Raw genomic sequence first — 20,592 nt, 5'->3', positions numbered from 1 at the left:
TTACTTAATCCCCATCTAGTCGATCGGAATAGATGAATGCCGACCGAACTCGAGTGGACGCCCGATGCCCGCGAGCTGGCCGACCTGGAGCTGCTGCTCTCCGGCGCGTTCCACCCGCTGACCGGGTTCCTCGGCGCCGCCGACGTGGCCGAGGTGACCGCGCGGGGGCGGCTCGCGGACGGCACGCCCTGGCCCGCCCCCGTCACCCTGCGGCTGCCGTTCCCGGTGTCGCCGGGCGACAGGGTCGCCCTGCGCGACCCGGAGGGCGCGGCGACGGCGGTGCTGACGGTCACCGAGCAGGCCGACAGCGGCGAGGTGGCCGGGCCGGTCGAGGGGCTCGGCGAGCCGGAGCACGGGCCGTTCGCCCGGCTGCGGCGCTCCCCCGGCGAGGTGCGCAAGGACCTGCCGGAGGGGGCGGTGCTCGCGGTGACGATGCGCGGGCCGCTCGATTCCACCGCGATCGAGGACGTCGCGGCCACGGCGGAGGAGCTGGAGGCCACGGTGCTGCTGATGCCGCTGGTCTTCGGCGAGGGCGGCCCGGCGGTCGTGCGGGCGGCGCTCAAGGCGCGCGACCGGCTGCCGGGGGCGAACGTGGTCGCGGTGCCGCTCGCGCCCCGCGAGCCCGCCATCGACCTGGAGCTGCGCGAGCACGTGGCCGCCGCGTACGGGGCCACCGAGCACCTGGCGGGGCCGGATCCGGTGGTCATCCCCGGGCCGCCGCACAAACGCGGGCTCGTGGTCTTCTTCACGGGGCTGTCCGGGTCGGGGAAGTCCACGATCGCCCGGGGGGTGCGGGACGCGCTGCTGGAGCGCGGGAGCCGTACCGTCACCTATCTGGACGGGGACGTGGTGCGGCGGCTGCTGTCGAAGGGGCTGACGTTCTCGCGGGAGGACCGGGACCTCAACATCCGGCGCATCGGGTTCGTGGCGGCGGAGGTGGCCCGGCACGGCGGGCTCGCGATCTGCGCGCCGATCGCGCCGTACGCGGCGACCCGGGCCGAGGTGCGGGCGATGGTCGAGGAGGTCGGCGCGGACTTCCTGCTGGTGCACGTGGCCACGCCGCTTGAGGAGTGCGAGCGGCGGGACCGCAAAGGTCTGTACGCCAAGGCTCGTGCCGGACTTATCCCGGAATTCACGGGTATCTCGGACCCTTATGAGGAGCCGGACGACGCCGACCTCGTCATCGACACCACGGGCATGCCCGTGGACGCGGCCGTCGCGTCGGTCATGAACGCGCTCACTGCCGGAGGCTGGATTCGTTGATGGTTGCAGACTGGCCGGCGGCCTGGGGATCGCTGGAGATCGACCCCGCCCTCGTCGCGGGATCGTTCCTGGTCGCCGTGGTGGTCGGGCTGACCGGCATGGGCGGCGGGGCGCTGATGACCCCGATGATGCTGCTGTTGTTCAACGTGCCGCCGCTGGCCGCGGTGTCCAGCGACCTGGTCGCCTCGGCGGTGATGAAACCGGTCGGCGGCCTGGTGCACCTGCGGCGCGGCACGGTGAACCTCCGGCTGGTCGGCTGGCTGTGCGCCGGCTCGGTGCCCGCGGCGTTCTGCGGGGTGCTGCTCGCCCGGGTGCTCGGCGACGGCGAGAACGTGCAGCAGGTGGTGAAGTACGCCCTCGGCGTGGCGCTGCTGCTCGCCGTGGTGGGGCTGGTCGCCAAGTCGTGGCTCGCCGCCCGGCGCGACGCGGCTCACACGGGCTCTCGAACGGGCACGGATGCGAACGGGGGCGTGGAAGGAGGCACGGCCGGGGAAATCAATTTCGCTCCCGAGGTCGTCGTGCGCCAAATTCCTACTCTACTGGTCGGTATGATTGGCGGCCTCGTCGTCGGCGTCTCCTCGGTGGGCTCGGGCTCGCTCATCATCGTGGCGCTGCTCGTCCTCTACCCGGCCCTGCGCGCCAACCAGCTCGTCGGCACCGACCTCGTCCAGGCCGTGCCGCTGGTGATGTCCGCCGCCCTCGGCCACCTGCTGTTCGGCGACTTCCGCCTCGACCTCACCGCGTCCCTGCTGCTCGGCTCCCTGCCCGGCGTCTACCTCGGCGCGCGCGTCTCGGCCCGCGCCCCGGGCGGCGTCATCCGCGCCCTGCTGGCGATCGTCCTGCTCGCCTCCGCGCTGAAGCTGCTGGGCGTCGGCACCACCGCCACCGTCTGGATCCTCGCGGCCGCCCTGCTCGCCGCCGCCCTGTCCTGGTACGTCGCCCGCGTCCGGGCGGCCCGGAGCTACGTGGGCAGCGGCGTCGAGGTGAAGTAGGAACTGCGGGCCAGCTCGACGAAGGCGCGGCGGGCGCCGGGGGTGGTGTCGAAGCGGGTGTCGCCCCGGGGCGCGTGCGGCGAGTCGAAGTAGATCAGGGCCTTGATCTGCGGGAAGTCGTGGATCTGGCGGGCGGCGGAGGCGAACAGGGACGCCTTGCGGTGGGGGTCGCGGCGGCGCTCGAAGACGCCCCACTCGGCCACCATGATCGGCTTGCCGGGGAAGCGGGCCTGCATCCACTTGTAGAAGCCGGGCCAGTCGGGATGGTCGGGCCGGGTCTTGTTGACCAGGCTCGCGAAGTCGCGCACGCGGGCGTCGGCGTAGGGGTCGATGGCCACCCAGTCGACCACGTCGTCGCCGGGGTAGAGCTCGCCGAACCAGGGCTTGGCGGCCCAGTTGGGCGCGCCCATGTAGGTCATGACGGTCACCGCGTTGGTCACGCCGCGCTCTCGCAGCCGGGTCACCACGTGGCGGTACATGGCGGCGTAGTCGCGGGCCGTACGGCCGGAGCCGGGGCGGTCGCGCACGTCGTTCTCGGGCTCGTGGTGGATGGTGAGGAAGAAGCGGTCGCGGAAGACCCGCTTGATGTGGGCGGCGAGGCGGTCGATGCGCCGGTCGAGGCGGCCGGCCGCGATGTCGGCCCAGCTCCAGGTCAGGCTCGGCTTCCAGTTGATCAGCAGCAGCCGGGTGCGGGCCAGCTCGCGCTCCTCCCGGGTCGGGAACAGTTGCTCGCCCCGGTGGTAGACGTGCAGGATCGCGGCCTTGCGGCCCATGCGCCGCTCGGCCCGCTCCAGCGCCGCCGCCGGGCTCCGGCCGGTGAACACCTCCGGCGCGATGCCCCACCAGGCGCCGCAGCTCGGGATGAGCTTCTCGGTCACCATGCAGCCCTTGGGCCGGAGCATGTCGGCGGCCCCCGCGCCGACCCCCGTGGCGGCCCCCGCGCCGGCCCCGGCCGCCGGCGGCGGCACGGCCGCGCAGGCGCTCGCCAGCAGGCACGCCACGGCCGCCAGCGCCACGGCCGGCCGACCGGCCGGAACGGACCCGCGCACCGCGCACATTCGTCTCATCGCGCCCCTCCATGGATGCCCGGATCAGCATTTCATTTCCTCCGGCCCGACGCGGCCGACTTTACCAACGCGGCACGATTTCCAGTGCCGCAGCAAATTGACCCTTTCCGATGAATCGGATATTTCACCCGCCAATTCGCCCACCGGTATTCAATCGAGTAAAGTAACCTGTTAGTCTTTTCCGATTCACCTCACCGGAGAGGGTGGCGAGAATGCGCGGGTCGCCGTTCATTCTGCTGTTCCGCGGGCACCGACTGGTCACCGGCGTCCTCATGCTCGCCGGGGCGCTCGGCGGGGCGGCGGTTTACGCGGTCATGCCGGACAAATACACCGCGACCGCCCAAGTGCTCGTGACCGCGACCGGAGTCCAGGACCAGCCCAATCAGCTCGGCCCCCGGCAGCGCGAGAGCCTGAATCTCGACACCGAAGCGCAAATAGCGCAATCGGCCGTCGTGACCGGCAGGGCGGCGGAGAAATTGGGCACTCGCGACATCGAGGAGATACGCCGACATGTCACGATAACCGTGCCGCCGAATTCGGCGATCCTGTCCATTTCCTTCACGGACGCGACCCCGACCGCCGCCGCGGCGGGCGCGCAGGCGTTCGCCACCGCCTACCTCGCCAACCGCGAGGCGACCGCCGCGCAGGCCCTCGCCGCCCAGCAGCGCCTGCTCGCCGCCGCGCTCCGGGACGCGGACAAGGACCTGGACGTGGTCACCTCCTCCCTGCCCACCCTCACCAAGGGCTCGGCCGAGCACCTGGACGCCACCCAGCGGCACGGCATCCTCGACCGGCAGGTCGCCGCCCTCACCGCCAGGGCCGACGCGCTGAAGACCACGGCCATCACCCCCGGCGTCGTGATCAGCCCCGCCCGGCCGCCCGAGGCGCCCAGCGGGCCGGGGCTGCCGCTGTTCGTCGGCAGCGGCCTGTTCCTCGGCCTGCTCGCCGCGAGCGCCACCGCCGTACTGCGCGAGGGCAGGTCCCGCGCGACGCACGCGTGGTGACTCCGGCCACCTGGCCGATCGCGGCGCTGCTCGTCGGCTACCCCGTCTGGTGGGCCCTGGGGTTGGGCGGGCTGAGCGTCATCGTGCTCGCCGTGCCGATGGCCGTGATCCTGTGGCGGCGCAGGCCGATCCGCGCGCCGCGCGGGTTCGGCCTGTGGCTGCTGCTCATCGCCGGATACCTCATCTCCGGCTGCATGCTCGGCGCCACGCCCCCCGGCACGTACGGGGAACTGGCCGCCGGCCGCGTCCTGGGCTACCTGGTACGGCTCGCCCTCTACCTGGCGACGCTGATCACCGTGCTCTACCTGGGCAACCTCACCCACCGGGAGCTGCCGCAGCTGGCGTTGGTGCGGATGCTCGGCGTGCTGTTCATCGCCACCGTGGCGGGCGGGCTGCTCGGCATCGCGGCCCCCGGCCTCTCCTTCACCTCGCCCGTGGAACTGCTGCTGCCGGGCTGGCTGAGCGAGCACCCGTTCGTGCACAACCTCATCCACCCCACCGCCGCCCAGACCCAGCACGTGCTCGGCCACGCCGCGCCCCGCCCCGAGGCGCCGTTCGAGTGGGCCAACGCGTGGGGCGGCAACATCTCCATCCTGATGATCTGGTTCGCCGTCGGCTGGTGGGTGTACGGCGGCGCGGCCCGGCGCGTGGCGGCGGCGGCGCTGATCGCGCTCGCGGCGGTGCCGATCGTGCACTCGCTCAACCGGGCCCTGTGGCTGGCGCTGGGCGTGTCCGCGCTCTACATGGCGCTGCGCTCGGGCCGCCGGTGCGTGCCGCTGCTCGGCGCCGCCGCCGTCGCGGCGCTGCTGGTCCTCTCCCCGCTCGGCACGGTCGTGGCCCAGCGGCTGGAGAGCCCGCACAGCAACGGCATCCGCGTCTTCACCGCCACCGCGACCGTGGCCGCCGCCGCGCACTCCCCCCTCATCGGCTACGGCAACACCCGCAACGCGTACGGCAACCACCGCACGATCACCACCGGCAAGACCCAGTGGTGCCGCGAGTGCGCCCACCCGCCGCTCGGCAGCGACGGCCAGCTCTGGCTGCTGCTGATCACCCAGGGCTTCGCCGGGGCCGCGCTGTACGTCGCCTTCTTCGTCGGCGCCATCCGCCGCCACTGGAGCGACCGCACCCCCATCGGCCAGGCCGGAGTCCTGGTCATGATCCTCACGCTGTTCTACATGTTCGTCTATGACGGCCTGGTGACCGCCCTCATCATGTATCTGATCTCCTTCGCCCTCCTATGGCGCAACCAGGACAGCCCGCCCATCTCAGGGCCGTACCGCCCCCGCCATCGCAGCCCGCGCCCGATCGGGTGGAGGGGGGCATGAGCGACCGCCGCGCCCGGCTGCGCTACCTGGAGCAGGTGCTCGCCGCGCTCTTCCCGCCTCCCGCCCGCGCACGGCACCAGTACACGCGCCAATACGCGCTGCTCCCGCACCGGCTCCTGCCCCGCCGTCTGGTCCCCCGCGCGCCGCACCACCGCCTGCTGGGCGGCGCGGTGTCCGTGCCGGTGGGAGACGACAGCATCGAGGGCTACCTGAGCCGGGCCCTCGACCGCGACGTCCGGGTCGTGGTGCGCGTGCGCCCCGCGCGCCGCGCCAACCGCAAGCCGGTGCTCGAGGTCCACGACGCGACCGGCCTCATCGCCTTCGCCAAGATCGCCGACACTCCCCGCGTACGCGACCTGGTCCGGCACGAGGCCGCAACCCTGCGCCTGCTGGCCGAGACGCCCACCGAGGTGGTCGTGCCCCCCAGGGTCCTGCACCACGGCGTCTGGCGCGGCATGGACGTGCTGGTCCTGACCGCCCTGCCGGTCCCCCGCCCGCGGCGCGGCCCCGCCCCGGCCCTGCTCGCCGCCGCCATCGACGAGATCAGCACCCTGGCGACCAGGGCCGACCGGGTCGGCTCGCGCGCCAACGCGTGGGGTGATGGGGGTGAGTGGAGCGCATGGTCATGGCACGGCGACTTCTCGCCGTGGAACATCGCCCCGGGGCCCGGCGGGCGGCTGCTCGTGTGGGACTGGGAGCGTTTCGGCACCGGTGTTCCGCTGGGCTTCGACGCCCTGCACCACTGCTTCCACCGGACGCTGCGCCGGGCCCCCGCGTCCCGGGCCGCCGAGGTCTGCCTCGCCCGCGCCCCACGCATGCTCGCCCCCTTCGGCGTACCGGCCGACCGGGCCCGCGAGACGGCCGCCCGCTACCTCGTCGCGCTCGCCGACCGGCACCGCCGCGACGGCCACGAGCCGCTCGGCCCGCCCGCCCGCTGGCTCACTCCGCTGCTGGAGGTGCCGTGCTGATGCGAACGGCGGTCAAACGCGCGGCGCACGTCGCCGCCTGGAGCGGCGGCCGGGTCACGGTCGCGGCGCGGATGTCGCCGTCGTTCCTGATCGTCGGGGCGCAGCGGTGCGGCACGACGTCGCTGTACCGCGCCCTGGCGCGGCATCCGCTGGTGCTGAAGGCGGTGTGGCGCAAGGGGGTGCACTACTTCGACGTGGCCTACCACAAAGGGCCCGAATGGTATCGGGCGCACTTCCCGCTGAAGGCCACCGCGCGGCTCGTGGCCCGCCGCCACGGGGGCGTGCCGCTGGCGTTCGAGTCGTCGCCGTACTACCTGTTCCATCCGCTGGCGGCCGGGCGCATGGCCAGGGACCTGCCCGAGGTGAAGGTCATCGCGCTGGTGCGGGACCCGGTGGAGCGGGCCTGGTCGGCGCACGCGCACGAGCTGGCGCGGGGGTTCGAGACCGAGCCGTCGTTCGAGCGGGCGGTGGCGCTTGAGGAGGAGCGCCTCGCCGGGGAGGCCGAACGGCTGCTCGCGGAGCCGCACGCGATCAGCCACGCGCACCGCCACCAGGCGTATCTCGCCCGCGGGCGCTACGCCGAGCAGCTCGAACGCCTGGCCGGGGCGCTCGGCCGTGACCGGGTGCTGGTCCTCGACAGCGGCGACTTCTTCGCCGACCCCCGGCCGGTGTACGACCGGGTGCTCGGCTTCCTCGGCCTGCCCGCCATGGGCGACCCCGAGTTCCGGCGGCACAACGCCCGGCCCCGGACGTCGCCGCTGCCGGAGCGGTTGCGCCGGTCGCTGCGCGAGCATTTCGCGCCGTGGGACGAGCGGCTACGGCCGTGGCTTGGGGGTGACCCGTCATGGCGTCGGTGAGGCGCCCGCGGGTGAGCCCCGCGCCGGGCGATCCCGTGCCCAAACCCATGCCCGATGCCGGGCCCAAACCCTTGCTGGTGACGGGCCTCCCCCGCAGCGGCACGAGCTGGGCGGGGAAGATGCTGGCCGCGGGCGGCGGGCTCGTGTACGTGAACGAGCCGCTCAATCCCCAGCACCCGCCGGGGCTGTCGCCCGGGATCCTGAACGCCGTCGTCACCCACAGGTTCCAGTACATCTGCCGGGAGAACGAGGAGTCCTGGCTGAGCGCCTTCGCCGACACGGTGGCCCTGCGCTACCGGTTCCTGGCCGAGCTGCGGCGCAACCGCTCCCCCTACGACCTGGCGCGGATGGGCAAGTACGGCACGTCCTTCACCGTCGGCCGTCTGCTGCGCCGCCGGGCGCTGCTCGACGACCCCTTCGCCCTCTTCTCCACGGCGTGGTTCTGCGAGCGCCTGGGCTGCCGCGCGGTCGTCCTCATCCGCGATCCCGTGGCGCTCGTCGGCAGTTGGCGGCGCCTCGGCTGGAGCGTCGAGGTCCGCGAGCTCCTGGATCAGCCGCTGCTCGTCCGCGACCATCCGGTGGTGCTGCGGCTCCGCGACGCCGACCCGGACCCAATCGCCGCCACGGCCGCGCTGTGGTCCGTCGCCCACCGGGTCGTCACCGACCTCGCCGCCGCCCACGACGGCATCCGCCTCGTCCGCTACGAGGATCTCGCCCGCGACCCGCTGGGCGGCTACCGGGAGCTGTACGACTGGTGTGGTCTGCCCTGGTCCGCCAAGGCCGCCGCGCGGATCCGGCGTGCCTGCTCCGGGACCGCCTCCGCCGACCGGCCCTTTCACCGGACGGGCCTGTCCCGCACGGCGTTCCGCGCCATGGACTCGGCGGCGCACCTGTCGTCCTGGCGGGATCGGCTGACGCCGGACGAGATCGCGCGGGTCGCCCGGTTGACCATGCGCAGTGCCGGACCGCCCTCCTGACGACCCACCGCGCAGTCAGTCCCACCAGAAGGACCAGACGTTCTTGCCGAGGATCTGATCGCCGTAGTCGACGAGGTTGCCGGGCCCCTGGATGATGTTGTCGGGGCAGAAGGACCAGTGTTCGGCGGCGACGTGGACGGCGTGCTCGCGGGTGACCGGCGGGGCGGAGACGCTCAGTTCGAGGGTGTTGAAGCCCACGCCGACCACGCGGGCGCCGAAGCGTTCCTCCCAGCTGCGCACGACGGCCGCCATCGGGACCGTCCACTCGTTGTGGTGCACGGGGCCCTGCCAGCCCATGACGACCAGCGCGTCGGCGCCCCGGACGGCCGCGACCAGGCCGAGCAGGGGGCGGCGTTCCGCCAGGACGCAGGCGTACCAGTCGGCGACAACGTGCGGCTCGGTCATCGGCACGCCGGGCTCGGCGAGGCCGGGGCAGTCACGGCCGAAAGGGAGCAGGTCCTCGACCTGTTCGGGGTTGGCCTGGGCGATCCAGTCGGACCACACCTCGGACATGAACGCGCCCGCGTCGAAGACGTCGATCAGGGCCGGGGTGTCCGGGGCGACCTGGCCCGCCGACCACGGCTGGACCGAGTCCTCCAGCAGCATCGGCCACAGGCCCGTCTCGGGGTGGGCCGCCCGCAGCCTCCCCCATAACTCCCCGCTCACCGGCTCGTCGCTCAACCAGAACGCGGGGCGCGACTGCGATTGCAGGCGTGCGTAGGTCGGATCCGGCCACACCACCGACCCCGGGGGGAGGTCGGCCGGAAGCGTCCGCTCGACGCCGTCGTCTGCGAACAGCAGCCGCATCTCTGGCGGCAACTGCCGGCGATCGCACTCGTCCATTCCATCCGCGATGGTAGTGCCTGGCAGGTTTCCGGACGGAGATACGTCACGAGAACAGCCGTTTGAGTGAGCAAACCGTCAGCAGCCTCAGCGCGTACGGCAGGTCGTCCACGAGATATCGCCGCCCCAGCCGTCCGGGCTCGCCCGCCAGCCGGAACAGCCACTCCAGCCCGGACCGCTGCATCCACCGAGGAGCCCGCCGTACGGCTCCCGCCGCGAACGCGATCGCCGACCCGCAGCCGACGAACCACGCCCCCGGCAATTGGTCGCGCAGCTCGGCGATGAGCCGCTCCTGGCGGGGGAAGCCGAGCCCGACGAAGACGAGCCGGGGCGCGGCCCGCAGCACCGCCCCGCGGATCGCGTCCAGCTCGCCCGGCAGCTCCTCGAAGCCGTGCGGCGGGCTCCGCCAGCCGCTGACGATCAGGCCGGGGTAGCGGTCGGCGAGGGCGAACGCGGCCCGTTCCGGCGCGCCGTGCGGGCCGCCGAGCAGGTACACCGGGACGCGGTAGAAGGCCGCGGCCTCCGACAGCGACCAGATCAGGTCGGCCCCGGTGATCCGGCCGGGGAGCGGGGTGCCGAGCAGCCGGGCCGCCCACACCAGCGGCATGCCGTCGGCCACGGCTAGGTCGGCGTTCTCGACCAGGGAGCGCGCCTGCGGGTCGCGGGCGGCGGCCCGGCAGATGTCGATGTTGGGGGTGACCAGGCAGCCGCCCTCGCCGCGTTTGAGCGCCGCGATGACGTGGTCGACGACCTCCGCCTCGCTCATCGGGTTGACCGAGATGGGCCCGACCCTGACCCTCCTGGTCCTGGTCCTGACCTTGCGCACCCAGGCGGCCATCAGATGCCGTGCCCGCGGGCGTGCAGCAGGCCGAGCACCCGCCGCGGCGAGATCAGGCCGGACGCGACCGCGAGCGCGATCGGGGCGCGCGGCTCGGCCCACCTGCGGCCGAACGCGCGCCGGGCCCAGTGGGCGGCGGCCCGGCGGTGGCCGAGCGCCGCGTGGTGGAAGGCGAGCTGCCCGTACACGCGGGCCGCGCCGCGGCGGTCGGCCGTGAGCTCGGGGTGGCGGGCGAGCATCCACTCCAGCCCGGCGATGCGGCCCGCCCACTGCGTGGCGTAGTGCGAGCGCCCCCAGCGCACCCGCACCAGCGGCCGGTCCACGTGCACGATCGGGTGGCGTCCCGCCGCGCGCAGGGCGAGGTCCCAGTCCTCGTTCTGGCCGCCGGGGGCGCTCTCGTCCACCCGGTACCCGGAGAACAGGAACGTCGAGGAGTGCACCATCACCATGCGGGAACGCAGCAGCGCGGCCCGGGTCACCCGGTCGGTGCCCGCCAGCCGGGGGACCACCCGCCCGCCGTACTCCACCTCGATGGCGCAGCTGGCGAAGTCCGCGCCGGGGGCGGCCCGCAGGGCGGCGAGTTGCGCGGCGAGCTTGCCCGGCAGCCATACGTCGTCGTCGTCGCAGAAGGCGACCAGGTCGGTGCGCAGGTCCGCGATGCCCGCGTTGCGGGCGCGGGCCAGATGCGGCCCGCCGGGGTTGCCGAGCACGCGCACCCGGTGCCCCCGGGCCAGGTCGGTCACCTGGGCGCAGACCGCTCGCGGGTCCCCGCCGTCGGCGACGATCGCCACCTCCAGGCGGCCGTCGTGCCGCTGGGCGAGCACGGCGGCCAGCGCCTCGCGCAGCAGGGCGGGCCGGTCCCCGCGGGTGGGGATCACCACGCCCACCGAGGGCCCGCTCATTGGGCCGCCTCGCAGGCGAGGCGGTAGCCGTACCGCAGCAGGAGGGGCCAGGTGAGCGCGGTCACCAGCCAGCGGTGGCGGCGGGCGAGGCCGGTACGCCAGGAGTCGTCGAGGCGGAGCGGCAGCGCGCCGACGGCGAACCGCATGGGGTTGCCGGAGACGGTGTGCCCGACCGTGAGCATGATCTTTCCGTTGTCGAGGAGGGCCGGGTCGGGGTCGGGGAGGCGCAGGCGGCGCGTGAGGCGGGCCAGCGTCGGGTGGGGGGCGGACACCAGGTCCTCGTAGCGGACGCGTACGACGGTGACGCCCCGGCGGGCGAGCAGGTGGAAGGCGAGGTTCTGAGTGAGCCAGTGCACGGCCGCGGCGGCGGGGTGCCAGCGGGTCATGGGCGTGCCGTCCTCGGGCCGACGTACCCATCGGCGCCACGAGTGCGCCACGGCGCGGGCGTCGCGGACCAGGTGCACGACGCTCAGCGCCTCGGGGCCGCAGATCCGCAGGCAGAAGGCGAGGGAGGCGTGCTTGCTTGAGTCGACGATCACCTCGGCACCGGTGATCTCGGCCGCCGCGCGGTAGAGGCGGCGGTGGGTCGCGACGTACTCGCCCAGCTCGCCCCCGCCAGCATCACCAAAGTCGCCCCCGCCGAAGTCGCCCGCCCCGTACGGCCGACGGCAGGCGAGGGCCGGGATCCGCCGCGTGCGATCGACCCGGCGGCGCAGGGCGAGGACGCGCCGGGCCAGCGGCGGGCTCCAGCCGCCGTAGGCGAGCTCCCCGACCATTCGCCAGAACGGGCAGCGCCCGAACGGCGCCCCGCAGCCGCAGGGCTCGTCCCGCCCGACGCCGCGGGCCCACAGGTGCACGACCTCCCCGAGCGGAACGACGCCCGGCAGCTCGCCGAGCAGCCGTTCCAACAGGGTGGTGCCGCTGCGGCCCAGCCCGCCGACATAGATCACGCGAAAACTCACAGACACGGTCTCCTACTTAGCGTACGGACCGTGCCGAAGCTATCGCTGACGGTAACTGCAAACTCAAGAAACGGTCAAAGATCTACCCGGCCTTGCCGGCGGGCCGACCGGACGTCAGCGGGCGTCGACGATCATCCCGGCCCCGACGGTGCCGTTGGTGGCCTCGTCGATGAGGATGAACCCGCCGGTGAGCCGGTTGCGGGCGTAGTCGTCCACGAACAGCGGCTGGGTGACCCGCAGCGACACGCGCCCGATCTCGTTGAGCGTGAGCGCGTGCACGGACTCGTCCCGGTGCAGGGTGTTGACGTCCAGCCGGTACTGGACGTCGCGCACCAGCGCCCGCGCCGTGCGCGTGGTGTGCTTGATCACCAGCTTGGACCGGGGGGCGAGCTTCACCGCGTCGGACATCCAGCAGACCATCGCCTCCAGCTCCTGGGCGACGTGCGGCTGGTTGTGCGGGCGGCAGATCATGTCGCCGCGCGAGATGTCGATGTCGTCCTCCAGCCGGAGGGTGACCGACATCGGCGCGAACGCCTCCTCGACCGGCCCGTCGAAGGTGTCGATGGCGGCGATGCGGGTGGTGAGCCCGGACGGCAGGTGCAGCACCTCGTCGCCCGGCTTGAGCACGCCGCCGGCGACCTGGCCGGCGTACCCGCGGTAGTCGTGGAACCGGGGGTCGGTGGCCCGCTGCGGGCGGATGACGTACTGCACGGGGAAGCGCACGTCGACGAGGTTGCGGTCGGAGGCGATGTGCACGTTCTCCAGGTGGTGCAGCAGCGAGGTGCCGTTGTACCAGGTCATGTGCTGCGAGCGCTCGACCACGTTGTCGCCGTGCAGCGCCGAGATCGGGATGAACGTCAGGTCGGCCACGTTCAGCTTGGTGGCGAACGCGGTGAACTCCTCGCGGATCTGCTCGAACCGCTCCTGCGAGTAGTCGACCAGGTCCATCTTGTTCACCGCGAGCACCAGGTGCGGCACCCGCAGCAGCGTGGCGAGGAACGCGTGCCGCCGCGACTGCTCAAGCACGCCCTTGCGCGCGTCGATCAGGATGATCGCCAGGTCGGCCGTGGAGGCGCCGGTGACCATGTTGCGGGTGTACTGGATGTGCCCCGGCGTGTCGGCGATGATGAACTTCCGCTTCGGCGTCGCGAAGTAGCGGTAGGCGACGTCGATGGTGATGCCCTGCTCCCGCTCGGCCCGCAGGCCGTCGGTGAGCAGCGACAGGTCGGTGTACTCGGTGCCGCGGTCGCGCGAGGTGCGCTCGACCGCCTCCAGCTGGTCCTCGAAGATCGCCTTGGAGTCGTACAGCAGCCGCCCGATCAGCGTGGACTTGCCGTCGTCCACCGACCCCGCGGTGGCGAACCGCAAGATGTCCATCAGAAATACCCTTCCTTCTTGCGATCCTCCATCGCGGCCTCCGAGACGCGGTCGTCGGCGCGGGTCGCGCCCCGCTCGGTGATGCGGGTGGCGGCGACCTCGGCGATGACCTCCTCCAGCGTGGCGGCCGTGGACTGCACGGCGCCGGTGCAGCTCATGTCGCCGACCGTGCGGTAGCGCACGGTGGCCTCGAAGACCGGCTCGTCGTCGCCGCGGTTGACGTACTCGGACTCGGCCAGCAGCATGCCGTCGCGCTCGAAGACCTTGCGCGTGTGCGCGAAGTAGATCGAGGGGATCTCCAGGCGCTCGCGGCGGATGTAGTCCCATATGTCGAGCTCGGTCCAGTTGGACAGCGGGAAGACCCGGATGTGCTCGCCCTTGCGGATGCGGGAGTTGTAGAGGTTCCACAGCTCGGGGCGCTGGTTCTTCGGGTCCCACTGGCCGAAGTCGTCGCGGAAGGAGAACACCCGCTCCTTGGCCCGCGCCTTCTCCTCGTCGCGCCGCGCGCCGCCGAACACGGCGTCGAACTCGTGCTCCTCGATGGCGTCGAGCAGGGGGACGGTCTGCAGCCGGTTGCGCGAGGCGCGCCGCCCGGTCTCCTCCACGACCCGCCCGGCGTCGATCGCCTCCTGCACGCTGGCGATGACGAGCCGCACGCCCAGCTCGGCGACGCGGCGGTCCCGGAACTCCAGGACCTCCGGGAAGTTGTGCCCGGTGTCCACGTGCATCAGCGGGAACGGGATCGGCGCGGGCCAGAACGCCTTCTCGGCGATGCGGAGCATGACGATGGAGTCCTTGCCGCCCGAGAAGAGCAGACACGGACGCTCGAACTCGGCGGCCACCTCACGCATGATGTGGATCGACTCGGCCTCGAGGACGTCAAGCTGCGACGTGGTGTAGTCACACTGGAGCATCGCTTCCCCTAACGGTGCAGATCGCGGATGCCGGCGAGCAACGTCGGCGCCAGATCCGGTAGGGAGACCAGGATATCCGGCAGGGATGGGTCGACCTGGTTGTAGGTCAGGGGTGAGCCGTCGATGCGGCTGGCGTGCACCCCCGCGGCGAGCGCGACGGCGACCGGGGCGGCCGAGTCCCACTCGTACTGCCCGCCGGAGTGCACGTACGCGTCGGCCTCGCCGGTGAGCACGGCGGCGATCTTGGCTCCGGCCGAGCCCATCGGCACCAGGTCCGCCCCCACGAGGTCGGCGAGGTCGCGCACGAACTCCGGCGGGCGGGTCCGGCTCACCACGATGCGCGGTCGCCGGTCGCCGGGCTTGGCCGGTTCGGGGGGCTCGGTCGTGGAGAGGGTACGGCCCTGCGCGGGCAGCGCCACGGCCCCCGCGGTGAGCCTGCCCGCCGGGGCGTCGTCGCCGTCGCCGCCGCCCCCGTCGCCGCCACGGTCGCGCTCCCACAGGGCCACGTGCACCGCCCAGTCGGTGCGCCCCGGCTCGCCGAACTCGCGTGTGCCGTCGAGCGGGTCGATGATCCACACGCGGTCGGCGGTGAGGCGGCGCGGGTCGAGCCGCTCCTCGCGGGTCGCCTCCTCCGACAGCACCAGGTCGGTCGGCCGGAGCCGGGCGAGGGCGTCGGTGAGGAAGCGGTGCGAGCCCTGGTCGCCGGCGTCGCGCACCGACTTCGGGTCGCCGTCGGCGCGGCGGGCGCGCAGCTCAAGCAGCCGCTCCCCGGCCTCGGTGGCCAGGTCTCGCGCCAGTTCGTGGTCGTCGCGTACGTTCACGTGTTGCGGGCTCCTCAGCGAGGCGGCTTGGCGGGGTTGAGGTCGGCGGCGTGGAAACGGTTCTGGGTGACGTCGAGGCCGTTGACGAGCAGGCACTCCACCGCGTCCGCCGCCCGGTCCACCAGCAGCGGCAGGTCCCTGCGCTCCGCCGTGGCGAAGTCGCGCAGCACGTACACGGCCGGGTCCATCCGCCCCGGCGGACGGCCGACCCCGAAACGCACCCGGAAGTAGTCCCTGGTCCCGATGGATTTCGTGATGGATCGCAGGCCGTTGTGCCCGTTGTCCCCGCCGCCGAACTTGAGCCGCAGCGCGCCGAAGGGGATGTCCAGCTCGTCGTGCACGACGACGATGTTCCCCGTCGGCACCTTGTGGAAATCGGCGATCGCCTTCACCGGCCCGCCGGAGAGGTTCATGTACGACCGCGGCTTGGCCAGCACCACCGACTGCCCGGCGAGCCGCCCTTCGAGCACCTCGGTGTGGGACCGGTGCGCCTTGAAACGCCCGCCGACCCGCGCGGCGAGTTCGTCCAGCACCATGAAGCCCGCGTTGTGCCGGTTCCCGGCGTACTCCGGCCCGGGGTTGCCAAGACCGACGACCAGCCATCGCCGTGCCGCCGTCTCCTGCGTCGTCACAGCCGATCAACCTCCTCATCGGACCCGGCCCAAGCACACGAGCGGCCGGGCGGCCATGATCGACCGCCCGGCGTCCGTCTGGATTCGCGGGTGAGCGCGGGAAATCCTTACTCGGCCGCGGCCTCGGCCGCAGCGGCCTCGCCTTCGCCCTCGCCCTCGGCGGGGGCCTCGCCGCCCTGGGCGGGCAGGATGTGCAGGACCAGCGCGTCCGGCTCGGCGAGCAGCGTGGCGCCGGTGGGCAGCTTCAGGTCGGAGGCGTGCACGGCGTGGCCGATCTCGAAGCCGTCGACGTTCACCTCGACGTTCTGCGGGATGTGGGTGGCCTCGGCCTCGATGGACACGGTCACCATCTGCTGGTCGAGCACGCCGTCGGAGACCGGCTCGCCGGTGACCACCACGGGAAGCTCCACGGTGACCCGCTCGCCGCGCTTGACCAGCAGCAGGTCGACGTGCTCCAGGAAGCCCTTGATCGGGTCGCGCTGCACGCCCTTGGGCAGCGCGATCTCGTTGATGCCGTCGCCCTCCAGCCGGATGAGCACGTTCGGCGTGCGGAGCGCGATCATAAGGTCGTGACCGGGCAGGGTGAGGTGCCTGGTCTCGGTGCCGTGGCCGTACAGCACGGCGGGAACCTTGTGTTCCCGGCGGATCTTACGCGCGGCACCCTTGCCGAACCGGGTGCGCTTCTCGGCTTTGATGCGTACTTCGGCCACGACGAAACTCCTAGGGATTGATGATCGATCGGAGAACGCGCTCCCCCTCACCCGCCCTAGCGGAAGGCGTTACGAGCGCGCGCAACCCGGCCAGTCTAGCTCAGGTGTCGCCCTCGAAGAGGCTGGTGACCGAGCCGTTGGTGAACACCTCGGTGATGGCCCGCGCGATCATCGGGGCGATCGACAGCTCGGTGAGCTTGTCGAACCGCTTCTCCTCGGGGATCGGCAGCGTGTTGGTGACGACCACCTCGCTGATCGCCGAGTTCTTCAGCCAGTCCACGGCGGGGCCGGAGAAGACCGCGTGGGTGGCCGCCGCGACGACGTTCACCGCGCCCTGCTCGTAGAGCGCGTCGGCCGCCTTGCAGATTGTGCCGCCCGTGTCGATCATGTCGTCGATCAGCACACAGGTACGGCCCGCCACCTGCCCGACCACCTCGAAGACCTTCACCTGGTTGGCCACGTCGAGGTCGCGGCGCTTGTGGATGAACGCCACCGGCGTGCCGAGCTGCTCGGCCCAGCGTTCGGCGAGCCGTACGCGGCCGGTGTCGGGCGAGACGATCGTGGTGGTGGCGGGGTCGAGCTTGCCGCCGAGGTAGCCGGCGAGCACGGGCAGGGCGAACAGGTGGTCCACCGGGCCGTCGAAGAAGCCCTGGATCTGCGGGGTGTGCAGGTCCACCGACATGAGCCGGTCCGCGCCCGCGGTGCGGAACAGATCCGTCATGAGACGGGCCGTGATGGGCTCGCGTCCGCGGCCCTTCTTGTCCTGGCGCGCGTACCCGAAGAACGGCATGACCACGGTGATGCGCTTGGCGGAGGCCCGCTTGAGCGCGTCCACCATGACCAACTGCTCCATGATCCACTTGTTGATGGGGTCGGTGTGACTCTGGATCACGAAGGCGTCGCAGCCGCGTACCGACTCCAGGTAGCGGGCGTAGATCTCGCCGTTCGCGAAATCGGTCAGCTTGGTCGGGGTGATCTCGACCCCGAGATGACGCGCCACCTCTTCGGCCAGTTCCGGATGGGCCCGGCCGGAGAAGAACATGAGGTTGTTCTCACCAGGTAGTTTCATGCCGCTCACGTTACTTCTCCCGTTGTTCTTCGGCCGGTACGGCACCCTCGGCCGCCCCGGCCTTGTCGACCTCTTCGGCCTGTTCACCCTGGTAGGCCTCTTCGGTCTGCCTGGCAATGGCCCGCCGCGCCGCCGCCGCGGAGGCGGTGCCCGCGCGCCTGCGCAGCACCCACTCCCCGACGTTGCGCTGCCGCTCCCTCGCCACACCGATCGCGCCCGGCGGGACGTCATCGGTGATCACTGAGCCGGCCGCCGTGTAGGCGCCGTCTCCCACGGTCACCGGAGCGACGAGCATGGTGTCGCAGCCGACGAACGCGTGGTCCCCCACGACTGTTTTGTGCTTGTTCACGCCGTCGTAGTTCACGAAGACCGTGGCGGCGCCGATGTTCGACCCCGCCCCGATCACGGCGTCGCCCGCGTAGGTCAGGTGCGGCACCTTGGTGCCCTCGCCGACCTGGGCGTTCTTCATCTCCACGAAGGTCCCGGCCTTCGCCTTGCGGGCGAGCACCGTGCCGGGACGCAGGTAGGCGAACGGTCCCACCTGGGCCTGCGGGCCGATCCGCGCGCTCACGCACACCGCGTTGCGCACCACCGCCTCCTCGCCCACGACGGTGTCGGTGAGCGTGCTGCCCGGGCCGATCTCGGCGCCCTCGGCCACCACCGTACGGCCGTGCAGCTGGGTGCCCGGGTGGATCACCACGTCGGGTTCGAGCACGACGTTCGCGTCGATCCAGGTGGAGGCCGGGTCGATCACGGTCACCCCGTCGCGCATGTGGCGTTCGAGGATGCGGCGGTTGAGCACCTGCCGGGCGGCGGCGAGCTGCACCCGGTCGTTGACGCCCTCGACCTCCGCGTGGTCGGCGGCGACGTACGCGCCGACCCGGTGGCCGTCCTCGCGCAGGATGGCGAGCACGTCGGTGAGGTACTCCTCGCCCTGCGCGTTGGCCGTGGAGACGCGTTTGACGGCGTCGGCGAGCAGCACGCCGTCGAAGGCGTACACGCCGGAGTTCATCTCGCGGATCGCCCGCTCCTCGGGCGTGGCGTCCTTCTCCTCGACGATCCTCAGCACGGCTCCGGCCGCGTCCCGCACGATCCTGCCGTACCCGGTCGGGTCGGGCACCTCGGCGGTGAGCACGGTGACGGCGTTGCCCTCCCGGGCGTGCGTCGCCAGCAGCTCGGCGAGGGTCTCGGTGCGCAGCAGGGGCGTGTCGCCGTAGGTGACCAGGATCGTGCCCTCGATCGGCCCGGCCTTCTCCAGGACGGTGCGCACGGCGTGGCCGGTGCCGCGCCGTACCTCCTGGACGACGGTCTGGGCGTCGGGGCTGGTCGCGGCGACGTGCGCCTCGACCTGCTCCCGGGCGTGGCCGGTCACGAGGATCAGCCGGTCGGGTTCCAGGCCGCGCGCGGCGGCGAGCATGTGATCGAGCAGCGCGAGGCCGCACAGCTCGTGCAGGACCTTCGGTTTCTTGGACTTCATTCGGGTGCCCTCGCCTGCGGCGAGGACGATGACTGCGGCCGGGCGCGGCACACTCACGGACTGCGGCTCCCTCGGCGTCTGATGGACATGACGGAAAGGACAACCGACAGCTACCCAGAGCACCTCAGCGGTACTCACGCACCCAACGGCTACCCACCCGCCATGGTGAGCTTACCTGCCGTCTCCCGGACGGCACCCGGGGGCACCGTGGGACGCCCGGACGGGTCCGGCCGGATCCGTTCTGCGCATCGGCTCCCGGGGGAGGATTCGAACCTCCGTTGACAGAACCAAAATCTGTAGTCTTGCCCCTAGACGACCCGGGATAGGCGGCAACCAGGCGTTTATCCGGTTCCCGCACGCATGGAACACGATCCACAGGATACCGACCTCATCGCGGTTGTGCGCGCCCAAATTGGGCAGTAGCAGATGACCCGGCGTCGCGCAAGGGGCGGAAGCACCACGAAGACCAGGGCGAGACGTAACCTTCCCCACATTTATCACGACGGGATTCCATACTTACGCTGGCGTAGGTTACGGTGGCGTAGCCAGCACATCCCAACCACGTGAGGTAGCCCATGACAGTCGCCGTCGATCGAGTACCCCCCGCGCCACGACCCGAACTGGAACCCGAACCGAAGAGCAACTTCGAACGCGTGCTCCTGGCCGTCTTCGTCGTCGTTCCCTTCCTCGCGCTCTTCGCCGCGATCCCCATGGCCTGGGGGGCGTTCATCGGCTGGAGCGACGTCGTCATCCTCGCCGTCTTCTACGTGATCACCGGTCTCGGCATCACGGTCGGTTTCCACCGCTACTTCACCCACGGCTCGTTCAAGACCTCGAACCGGGCCTTGAAGATCGCGCTCGGCGTGGCCGGCAGCATGGCCCTGGAGATGGGGGTCATCGACTGGGTGGCCACGCACCGCCGCCACCACAAATACTCCGACAAGGAGGGCGACCCGCACTCGCCGTGGCGCTTCGGCGGCGACTGGAAGGCCCTGATCAAGGGCCTGATCTACGCCCATGTGGGCTGGCTGTTCTCCAGCGAGCGCACCAACCGCGAGCGCTACGCCCGCGACCTGCTCGCCGACAAGGACGTCAAGCGCATCCACGACCTGTTCCCGTGGCTGGTGGCGGCGTCGCTGCTGCTGCCCCCGCTGATCGGCGGCCTGGTCACCTGGTCGCTCACCGGCGCGCTCACCGCGTTCTTCTGGGGCACCCTGGTCCGCATCGCGCTGCTCCACCACGTCACCTGGTCGATCAACTCCATCTGCCACGTCTTCGGCAACGAGGACTTCGAGGTGCGCGACAAGTCGCGCAACGTGTGGTGGCTGGCGATCCCGTCGTTCGGCGAGTCCTGGCACAACCTGCACCACGCCGACCCGACCTGCGCCCGGCACGGCGCGCTCAAGGGCCAGCTCGATCCAAGCGCCCGGGTGATTCGATGGTTCGAACAACTCGGGTGGGTTTACGACGTACGATGGCCCGATCCAGCGCGACTAGCGGCGAAACGGGCCGTGAAGGCCGCCGCTTGACCTCCATGATCAGCATGCGCGCCGGTGTGATCGAGTTGCCTCTCACCCCGGCGCGCGGGCCA

At 72.0% G+C, this 20,592-nt stretch carries 20 protein-coding genes and 1 tRNA gene; 8 read left to right on the top strand and 13 right to left on the bottom strand.

Translation table 11 applies throughout. From position 1 onward, the window contains the following. The first annotated feature begins 36 nt into the window (after positions 1–36). Both cysC and AB0K60_RS21910 read left to right on the top strand, forming a co-directional pair. Entirely contained in the window at positions 37–1,263 is a 1,227-nt protein-coding gene (gene cysC / locus AB0K60_RS21915; protein ID WP_364057792.1) for an adenylyl-sulfate kinase, read from the top strand. Continuing rightward, on the top strand, positions 1,263–2,255 hold the full coding sequence (locus tag AB0K60_RS21910; protein WP_364057789.1) for a sulfite exporter TauE/SafE family protein: 993 nt from the start codon (positions 1,263–1,265) through the stop codon (positions 2,253–2,255). The genes cysC and AB0K60_RS21910 overlap by 1 nt, the downstream gene beginning before the upstream one ends. Here AB0K60_RS21910 and AB0K60_RS21905 read toward each other — a convergent pair. Then, entirely contained in the window at positions 2,225–3,322 is a 1,098-nt protein-coding gene (locus tag AB0K60_RS21905; protein ID WP_364057786.1) for a hypothetical protein, read from the bottom strand. The genes AB0K60_RS21910 and AB0K60_RS21905 overlap by 31 nt on opposite strands. Positions 3,323–3,534: 212 nt before the next feature. Here AB0K60_RS21905 and AB0K60_RS21900 point away from each other — a divergent pair, with 212 nt between their 5' ends. The 5 genes from AB0K60_RS21900 to AB0K60_RS21880 are packed head-to-tail and all read left to right on the top strand — an operon-like array spanning position 3,535 to position 8,456. Further along, complete coding sequence (locus tag AB0K60_RS21900; RefSeq protein ID WP_364057783.1) at positions 3,535–4,326, top strand: Wzz/FepE/Etk N-terminal domain-containing protein; 792 nt, start codon at positions 3,535–3,537, stop codon at positions 4,324–4,326. Then, positions 4,323–5,654 (top strand): hypothetical protein, encoded by a 1,332-nt coding sequence (locus tag AB0K60_RS21895; protein WP_364057780.1) that lies wholly within the window; start codon positions 4,323–4,325, stop codon positions 5,652–5,654. The genes AB0K60_RS21900 and AB0K60_RS21895 overlap by 4 nt, the downstream gene beginning before the upstream one ends. Continuing rightward, positions 5,651–6,622, top strand: a complete 972-nt coding sequence (locus AB0K60_RS21890) for a hypothetical protein (protein WP_364057777.1) — start codon at positions 5,651–5,653, stop codon at positions 6,620–6,622. Before AB0K60_RS21895 ends, AB0K60_RS21890 begins: the two co-directional genes overlap by 4 nt. Beyond that, a complete protein-coding gene (locus AB0K60_RS21885) occupies positions 6,622–7,479 on the top strand; it encodes a sulfotransferase (protein WP_364058444.1) in 858 nt (285 codons plus the stop codon). The genes AB0K60_RS21890 and AB0K60_RS21885 overlap by 1 nt, the downstream gene beginning before the upstream one ends. Further along, on the top strand, positions 7,467–8,456 hold the full coding sequence (locus AB0K60_RS21880) for a sulfotransferase (RefSeq protein ID WP_364057774.1): 990 nt from the start codon (positions 7,467–7,469) through the stop codon (positions 8,454–8,456). Before AB0K60_RS21885 ends, AB0K60_RS21880 begins: the two co-directional genes overlap by 13 nt. Positions 8,457–8,471: 15 nt before the next feature. On the opposite strand, the gene AB0K60_RS21875 is transcribed toward AB0K60_RS21880, so the two are convergent. The 12 genes from AB0K60_RS21875 to AB0K60_RS21820 form a co-directional block, all read right to left on the bottom strand. Continuing rightward, on the bottom strand, positions 8,472–9,299 hold the full coding sequence (locus AB0K60_RS21875; RefSeq protein ID WP_364057771.1) for a DUF4253 domain-containing protein: 828 nt from the start codon (positions 9,297–9,299) through the stop codon (positions 8,472–8,474). Positions 9,300–9,345: 46 nt separating this feature from the next. After that, entirely contained in the window at positions 9,346–10,065 is a 720-nt protein-coding gene (locus AB0K60_RS21870; RefSeq protein WP_364057768.1) for a WecB/TagA/CpsF family glycosyltransferase, read from the bottom strand. A gap of 71 nt (positions 10,066–10,136) precedes the next feature. Continuing rightward, the gene (locus tag AB0K60_RS21865) at positions 10,137–11,039 is read right to left on the bottom strand and encodes a glycosyltransferase family A protein (RefSeq protein WP_364057765.1); all 903 of its coding nucleotides are present in this window, start codon (positions 11,037–11,039) and stop codon (positions 10,137–10,139) included. Continuing rightward, on the bottom strand, positions 11,036–12,001 hold the full coding sequence (locus AB0K60_RS21860; RefSeq protein WP_364057762.1) for a sulfotransferase: 966 nt from the start codon (positions 11,999–12,001) through the stop codon (positions 11,036–11,038). Before AB0K60_RS21860 ends, AB0K60_RS21865 begins: the two co-directional genes overlap by 4 nt. Positions 12,002–12,115: 114 nt before the next feature. Continuing rightward, positions 12,116–13,378 carry a sulfate adenylyltransferase subunit CysN gene (gene cysN, locus AB0K60_RS21855; RefSeq protein WP_364057759.1) on the bottom strand — a complete coding sequence of 421 codons (1,263 nt, stop codon included), beginning with the start codon at positions 13,376–13,378 and terminating at the stop codon, positions 12,116–12,118. Next, complete coding sequence (cysD, locus tag AB0K60_RS21850) at positions 13,378–14,292, bottom strand: sulfate adenylyltransferase subunit CysD (protein ID WP_364057756.1); 915 nt, start codon at positions 14,290–14,292, stop codon at positions 13,378–13,380. The genes cysN and cysD overlap by 1 nt, the downstream gene beginning before the upstream one ends. Positions 14,293–14,300: 8 nt before the next feature. Beyond that, positions 14,301–15,113: a 3'(2'),5'-bisphosphate nucleotidase CysQ gene (locus AB0K60_RS21845; RefSeq protein ID WP_364057753.1), complete on the bottom strand. Its 813-nt coding sequence runs from the start codon at positions 15,111–15,113 to the stop codon at positions 14,301–14,303. A gap of 14 nt (positions 15,114–15,127) precedes the next feature. Then, positions 15,128–15,745 (bottom strand): aminoacyl-tRNA hydrolase, encoded by a 618-nt coding sequence (gene pth, locus AB0K60_RS21840; protein WP_364057750.1) that lies wholly within the window; start codon positions 15,743–15,745, stop codon positions 15,128–15,130. A 107-nt stretch (positions 15,746–15,852) separates the two neighbouring features. Beyond that, complete coding sequence (locus AB0K60_RS21835) at positions 15,853–16,455, bottom strand: 50S ribosomal protein L25/general stress protein Ctc (protein WP_364057747.1); 603 nt, start codon at positions 16,453–16,455, stop codon at positions 15,853–15,855. A 100-nt stretch (positions 16,456–16,555) separates the two neighbouring features. Further along, a complete protein-coding gene (locus AB0K60_RS21830; protein WP_364057744.1) occupies positions 16,556–17,533 on the bottom strand; it encodes a ribose-phosphate diphosphokinase in 978 nt (325 codons plus the stop codon). A gap of 1 nt (position 17,534) precedes the next feature. Beyond that, positions 17,535–19,058, bottom strand: a complete 1,524-nt coding sequence (gene glmU / locus AB0K60_RS21825; protein ID WP_364057741.1) for a bifunctional UDP-N-acetylglucosamine diphosphorylase/glucosamine-1-phosphate N-acetyltransferase GlmU — start codon at positions 19,056–19,058, stop codon at positions 17,535–17,537. Between the two features lie 195 nt (positions 19,059–19,253). Further along, positions 19,254–19,324 (bottom strand) — tRNA-Gln (locus AB0K60_RS21820). 252 nt (positions 19,325–19,576) lie between these two features. Here AB0K60_RS21820 and AB0K60_RS21815 point away from each other — a divergent pair. Next, positions 19,577–20,530: an acyl-CoA desaturase gene (locus AB0K60_RS21815; protein WP_364057738.1), complete on the top strand. Its 954-nt coding sequence runs from the start codon at positions 19,577–19,579 to the stop codon at positions 20,528–20,530. Positions 20,531–20,592: the final 62 nt, after the last annotated feature.

The sequence above is a fragment of the Thermopolyspora sp. NPDC052614 genome, assembly GCF_040678635.1.
Classification (GTDB): Bacteria; Actinomycetota; Actinomycetes; order Streptosporangiales; family Streptosporangiaceae; genus Thermopolyspora.
The sequence above is the reverse complement of the archived record's forward strand: the minus strand, read 5'-3'. Positions and strand labels throughout refer to the sequence as shown.